This is a genomic window from Frigoribacterium sp. MCBA15_019 (assembly GCF_001864945.1).
GTDB lineage: Bacteria > Actinomycetota > Actinomycetes > Actinomycetales > Microbacteriaceae > Frigoribacterium.
Genome location: NZ_MJGS01000018.1, coordinates 143420 through 149778 on the forward strand (window position 1 = coordinate 143420; position 6359 = coordinate 149778).

A 6359-nucleotide genomic window follows, 5' to 3' on the forward strand; every position below is an offset into this window, starting at 1 on the left:
AGGGTAGCAACGTCTGCCCGGCACACATTGCGAGGAAGAATTGACCCTGCGCCTGCTGGCGGTCCACGCCCACCCCGACGACGAGTCCAGCAAGGGCTCGGCGACCTACGCCTACTACCGCAGCTTCGGCGTCGACGTCCTGGTCGTGAGCTGCACCGGCGGCGAGCAGGGGTCGATCCTCAACGAGCAGCTCGAGGCCCGCGCTCACGCCGAGCGAGACATCGCGGGCCTGCGCGTGCACGAGATGGCGGCCGCCCAGGCGGCCATGGGCATCGACCACCTGTGGCTCGGCTACGCTGACTCGGGGCTTCCGGCCGAGGGCGAGTCGGTCGCGGTGAACTCGTTCTCGACCATCCCGCTCGAGATCAGCGCCGAGCCGCTCGTGGCGATCATCCGCCGGTTCAAGCCGCAGGTGCTGGTGACCTACGACGAGAACGGCGGCTACCCGCACCCCGACCACATCCGCACGCACGAGATCTCGATGGCCGCGTACCGTGACGCCTCCGACCCCGAGCGCTACCCGGCCGCCGGCGACGCCTGGCAGATCGACAAGGTCTACTACGACCGCATGTTCAGTGCCGGACGCATCGGCGCGATGATCACGCACCTGCGCGAGAGCGACCCCGAGTCGCCCCTCATCGAGTCGCTGACCGAGATGCTGGCCCGCTTCAGCGACCGTCCCGACCTGGCCACGACCCGCGTGCCGGTCTCCGACTTCTTCCCCGTGCGCGACGCCGCCCTCCGGTCGCACGCCAGCCAGGTGCCGCTCGACAGCGCTTTCTTCTTCTGGCCTCACGACCTGCAGGTGGCCGCCTGGCCCACCGAGGACTTCCAACTCGTCGAGTCGAACGTCGAGTCCGACCTGCCCGAGGACGACCTGTTCGCGGGCGTCGTCGACCCCGAGACCGGCCTCGTCGGGGTGCAGCGATGAGCGCGCTCTCGGACTCGGTGCTCACGGTCACGACCCGTCTGCTCGCCCAGCCGCAGACGCCCGACCCGACCCTGCCGCCGTCGACCATCCCCGACGAGGCCGTCACGCCCGGCGTCTGGGGTTTCGTCGCCATCGCGTTCGTCGCGATCGCGACGGTGCTGATCGTCGTCGACATGACCCGGCGGGTCCGCCGTACCCGCTACCGCGGCGAGGTGCGGGAGCGCATCCAGGCCGAGCGCGACGAAGCGACCCTGGCGGCTGCGGCGCTCGACGACGAAGAACTCCCCGGAGACGCCGGCCGGCGGGCTCGCCCCGTCGAGGGCGACCTCGACGACGACGACCGCAGGAGGCGCGAGGGCGACTCGTGACCGACGCGACCGGTGCCGGGGCGGCGACCCGCGCCTCCTCGGCTCGGGTGACGTCGCCCTAGAAGGTCGGCGGGTCCAGGGCGACGAGCAGGATGCCCGTCCAGTGGCAGAGGTACGCCAGCACCGTCATGGTGTGGAACAGCTCGTGGAATCCGAAGTGCCCCGGTACGGGGTTCGGTCTCTTGATGCCGTAGAAGACGGCGCCCGCGATGTAGAGGGCACCGCCGACCAGCACGAGCACCATCATCGCGACGTTCGCGTCGAGCAGGTCGACGATGAAGCCCAACGCGCCGACGCCCAGCAGGACGTAGAGCGGCACGTACAACCATCGTGGCGCGTTCAGGAAGAACACCCGGAAGAGGATGCCGAGCACGGCGCCCGTCCAGACGAGCACGAGCAGGGTGACGCCCTTCGACGGCGGCAGGGCGATGACGGCGATGGGCGTGTAGGTGCCGGCGATCAACAGGAAGATGTTGGCGTGGTCGAGGCGCTTGAGGAAGCGTTTCGCGTTCGGGCTCCACGGGAAGCGATGGTAGGTCGCCGAGATGCCGAAGAGCAGGAGCGACGTCGTCATGAAGACGGCGCAGGCCCAGGTCGCCGCCACGCCCTGAGCGAGGACGACGAGAACGATGCCGGTCGCGATCGCCACCGGGAACGTGGCCGCGTGGATCCAGCCACGCCAGCTCGGTTTGCGCTCGATCCCGGGGTAAGCGAGGGCGTCGTCGAGCAACGGCAGGTTCGGGATGTCGGCCTCGTCGGCCCGGTCGGCCCGGAAGCCCGCGCGATCTCCGTCGGTGTGGCTGCTCATGGGCCGAGCCTAGGGGAGCGTCCGAGGAGGCGGGCTGAGAATCGTCGGCTCTGTGGAGGGCCCGCCGTGGGCTACCGTAGCCCTGTGAAAAAGCGCCGTCCTTCTCCCCTCGCCAGGGGAGTCCTGTACGGCCTCTACCAGAACCGCATCCGCCGCAGCCTCGACGGTCAAGAGCTGCCGCACCACGTCGCCATGATCGTCGACGGCAACCGGCGATGGGCCAAGCAACGCATGCTCGAGACGGCCGCCCACGGGCACCGCGCGGGTGCGGCGAAGATCAGTGAGTTCCTCACCTGGTGCGACGACCTCGGCATCAAGGTGGTCACGCTCTACCTGCTCTCGGCCGACAACCTCGGCAACCGCCAGTCCGACGAGTTGACCGAGCTCTTCGGCATCATCGGCGACGTCGCCGACGAGCTCTCGCACCAGCGGGACTGGCGCGTGCAACACGTCGGCGCGACCGACGACCTGCCGCCGTCCCTCTGCTCGTCCCTCCGCGAGGCCCAGGCCCGCACCGCCGACAAGACGGGGCTCCACGTGAACCTGGCCGTCGGCTACGGCGGGCGGCGTGAGATCGCCGACGCCATGCGCAGCATCGTGCGGGCGCACGACGCCGCGGGGGGCACGCTCGACGCCCTCGCCGAGGTCCTCACCCCCGAGCTCATCGCCGACCACCTCTACACCGGCGGCCAACCCGACCCCGACCTGGTGATCCGCACGTCGGGCGAGCAACGGTTGAGCGACTTCATGCTCTGGCAGAGCGCCCACAGCGAATTCTACTTCGTCGAGGCCTTCTACCCCGACCTGCGCGAGGTCGACTTCCTGCGGGCCGTGCGCGACTTCGCCCTCCGGCACCGCCGCTACGGCAGCTGACGCAGGCGCGCCTGCTGTCTCGGTGACGGGGCTGGTGTCGGCAACTCCGGAGTCGGGCTGCGCCGCGCCTCCTGCGGGGGTTTGGTTGTGCTGTTCTCCTGAGTTGCCGGCGGCCTGATTGTGGAGCGCGGGCGCGAGTCAGCGGGAGTGGGCTGGTGTCGGCAACTCCGGAGTCGGGCTGCGCCGCGCCTCCTGGTGGGGTTTGGTTGTGCTGTTCTCCTGAGTTGCCGGCGGCCTGATTGTGGAGCGCGGGCGCGAGTCAGCGGGAGTGGGCTGGTGTCGGCAACTCCGGAGTTCGGCTGCGCCGCGCCTCCTGCGGGGGTTTGGTTGTGCCGTTCCCCTGAGTTGCCGGCGGCCCGCGCGACGGCCGCGCACGCGCCTGCGCCGACGACGGGACGAGGAGGCGCGGGTCGGCGGACCACGGACGGCACTACGGTGGACCAGTCACCCCCGCCTAGGAGAACACCGTGAAGACCATCGACGACCTCGCCTCGGGGTTCACCGACGAACCCGGATACTTCGACTTTGCGAAATGGGGACCCATCTCGAGCTCCGTCGCCGACGAGCAGCGCTCGTTGGTCGAGGTGCAGGCTCGGGCCCGCTTCGGCTCCGAGATCGCCCTGACCGAGCAGGCAGGGCGCGTCGGACGGGCGATCTCGTCACTCGTCGGCTTCGCCCCCGACCACGTCGTCTTCCAACCGAACACGAGCGCGGGACTCACGCACACGCTGTTCGGGCTGACCGGGCAGGTGCTGATGTCGCCTCGGGACTACCCGAGCATGCCCGTCGCGGCGACCCGTTCGGCGGAGGCGTTGCGCGTGCTCGAGCCGGTCTGGATGGACCTCGATCACGACGTCGTGACGCCGGCCGTGGTGCAGCGCCACCTCACCGACTCGGTCACCGCCGTCGCCGTCAGCCTGGTGGACTACCGCACGGGGTACCTCGTGGACCTCGAGGGCATCCGTCAGGTCATCGGCGATCGGTTGCTGATCGTCGACGCGATCCAAGGGTTCGGCGTGGTCGACGCGCCCTACGCCGTGGCCGACGTCGTCGCGTCGGGCGGCCAGAAGTGGGTCCGGGCCGGATGGGGGACGGGCTTCCTGGCCTTGAGCGATCGGGCGCTCTCCGCCCTGACCCCAGTGTTCAGCGGTGTCGCCGGCAGTGATCTGGCCCTCGCCGGCTCGTACCACGAACGGCAGCCGACCCGTCCGGGTGCCGCGGCCTTCCAGCTGACGCATCCCGACCCCATCGCCCAGGCGCGGTTCGCCACGGCTCTCGAGGACCTCGCCGACGTGGGCGTCGCCGCCGTCTCGCGAGCCGTGGCCGAACGGGCCACCCGGGTTATCGACCTCGCCGACGAGTTCGCCGTGCCGGTGGTCTCGCCCCGCGACGAGGCGGAGCGAGCCGGCATCGTCGTGCTCGAGCCCGCCCTCGACCAGATGACGACGCTGACGGCGGCACTGATCAACCACGGGGTCACGGCGACCGTGCGCGACACGACCGTGCGGCTGAGCGTGCACGTGTCCACGGGCGACGACTCGTTCGAGATGCTGCGGGGCGCGTTCACCTCGTTCGGCACGAGCGTCTTCTACTAGGGCGGGTCCGGCGGGGCCGGACGAGGCCGGGCGGGCCGTGGGGAGCGGGGTGGGCCCGGCAGGGCTGGGCGGGGTGGATATCGACCGGCCGTCACCCTCGACCAGCACATGAGGGTCGTTCACCTGATCGTCACACGACACGGTCGCGTCGGTGATGCGGATGTCGGAGGCGCGTCGTAGGTTCGTCACATCGGGCAAGGAGCCCGGTCGAGACGGCCACGAAAGTTCGCCTCGAATTGTTTCGCGGCCGTCTCTGCAGAAGGTACCCGGGTGCCCAGCCGCCCGAGGACGGAGTGGTCGTGACCGCGTCGAACATCACCTCAACCGAACGCAACATCGCATCAGCCACGGGGGGTGACCAGGCGGTCGCCCAGCGCACCTACGTGCTCGACACGTCGGTGCTGCTGTCCGATCCGCAGGCGCTCTTCCGCTTCGCCGAACACGACGTGGTGCTGCCCGTCGTCGTCGTCAGCGAACTCGAGGGCAAACGTCACGACCCCGAGCTGGGCTACTTCGCCCGTCAGGCCCTGCGCCTGCTCGACGACCTCCGCGTGAAGCACGACCGTCTCGACTTCCCGGTGGCCGTGGGCGACGGGGGCTCGCTTCGAGTCGAGCTGAACCACTCGAACATGTCGGTCCTGCCCTCGGGCCTGCAGCTGAACGACGCCGACTCGCGCATCCTCGCCGTCGCGTCGAACCTCGCCGCCGACGGGCTCGCCGTCACGGTGGTCTCGAAAGACCTGCCCCTGCGCGTGAAGGCCGCATCGATCGGACTGGCCGCCGAAGAGTACCGGGCCGAGCAGGTCGTCGACAGCGGGTACACCGGGCAGGCCTCGATCGACGTCTCGAGCGAGCAGATGGCGTCGTTCTACGAGTCCGAGAAGATCTCCGCTCGTGCGCTCGCGGACGTCCCCGTGAACACCGGGGTGGTCGTGCACTCGGAACGTGGCTCGGCACTGGGACGGGTCTTCGCCCGTGGCGAGGCGCGTCTGGTCCGCGGCGATCGCGACGTCTTCGGGCTGCACGGTCGCTCGGCCGAGCAGCGTCTGGCGATCGACCTGCTGCTCGACCCCGAGGTGGGCATCGTGTCGCTGGGCGGCAGCGCCGGCACGGGCAAATCGGCCCTCGCGCTCTGCGCCGGCCTCGAGGCCGTGCTCGAGAAGCAACAGCACAAGAAGATCATGGTCTTCCGCCCGCTCTACGCGGTGGGCGGCCAAGACCTGGGGTTCCTCCCCGGCGACGCCGGCGAGAAGATGAACCCCTGGGCCCAGGCCGTCTTCGACACGCTCGGCGCGATCGTCTCCCAGAACGTCCTCGACGAGGTGGTCGAGCGAGGCATCCTCGAGGTGCTGCCCCTGACGCACATCCGGGGCCGGTCGTTGCACGACGCGTTCGTGATCGTCGACGAGGCCCAGTCCCTCGAGCGCAACGTGCTCTTGACCGTGCTCAGTCGCATCGGCCAGAACTCGCGGGTGGTGCTCACCCACGACGTGGCGCAGCGCGACAACCTGCGCGTCGGCCGACACGACGGGGTCGCCTCGGTCATCGAGACGCTCAAGGGCCACCCGCTGTTCGGTCACGTGACGCTGACCCGCTCCGAGCGGTCCGCGATCGCGGCCCTCGTCACCGAGATGCTCGAGTCGAACGACCTGATGTAGCAGGGGCGGCAGGAGGCGCTGGTCACCCGACCCGCGCCTCCTGCCCGCTCGGGCGGTGCCGGACGCGCTCGGGTGAGCCGGGCAGGGGGTGGCGAGCCGCGCGCGGCGTCGGCAACTCAGGAGATC

The 6359-nt window shown here is 70.1% G+C and carries 6 protein-coding genes; 5 read left to right on the forward strand and 1 reads right to left on the reverse strand.

Translation table 11 applies throughout. The features are described 5' to 3' along the window. The first annotated feature begins 40 nt into the window (after positions 1-40). Entirely contained in the window at positions 41-931 is an 891-nt protein-coding gene (gene mca / locus BIV04_RS14240; protein WP_177174828.1) for a mycothiol conjugate amidase Mca, read from the forward strand. Then, positions 928-1299: a hypothetical protein gene (locus tag BIV04_RS14245; protein WP_071257026.1), complete on the forward strand. Its 372-nt coding sequence runs from the start codon at positions 928-930 to the stop codon at positions 1297-1299. The genes mca and BIV04_RS14245 overlap by 4 nt, the downstream gene beginning before the upstream one ends. A 58-nt stretch (positions 1300-1357) precedes the next feature. Here BIV04_RS14245 and BIV04_RS14250 read toward each other — a convergent pair whose 3' ends face one another. Next, on the reverse strand, positions 1358-2107 hold the full coding sequence (locus tag BIV04_RS14250) for a hemolysin III family protein (RefSeq protein WP_083396492.1): 750 nt from the start codon (positions 2105-2107) through the stop codon (positions 1358-1360). 84 nt (positions 2108-2191) lie between these two features. Between BIV04_RS14250 and BIV04_RS14255 the strand changes: the two genes are divergently transcribed. The 3 genes from BIV04_RS14255 to BIV04_RS14265 all read left to right on the forward strand — a co-directional run bounded on the left by BIV04_RS14255 (position 2192) and on the right by BIV04_RS14265 (position 6233). Then, positions 2192-2980 carry an isoprenyl transferase gene (locus tag BIV04_RS14255; protein WP_071257027.1) on the forward strand — a complete coding sequence of 263 codons (789 nt, stop codon included), beginning with the start codon at positions 2192-2194 and terminating at the stop codon, positions 2978-2980. Positions 2981-3447: 467 nt separating this feature from the next. Further along, positions 3448-4575: an aminotransferase class V-fold PLP-dependent enzyme gene (locus BIV04_RS14260; protein WP_071257028.1), complete on the forward strand. Its 1128-nt coding sequence runs from the start codon at positions 3448-3450 to the stop codon at positions 4573-4575. Between the two features lie 314 nt (positions 4576-4889). Further along, positions 4890-6233 (forward strand): PhoH family protein, encoded by a 1344-nt coding sequence (locus BIV04_RS14265; protein WP_255364311.1) that lies wholly within the window; start codon positions 4890-4892, stop codon positions 6231-6233. Positions 6234-6359 lie beyond the last annotated feature (126 nt).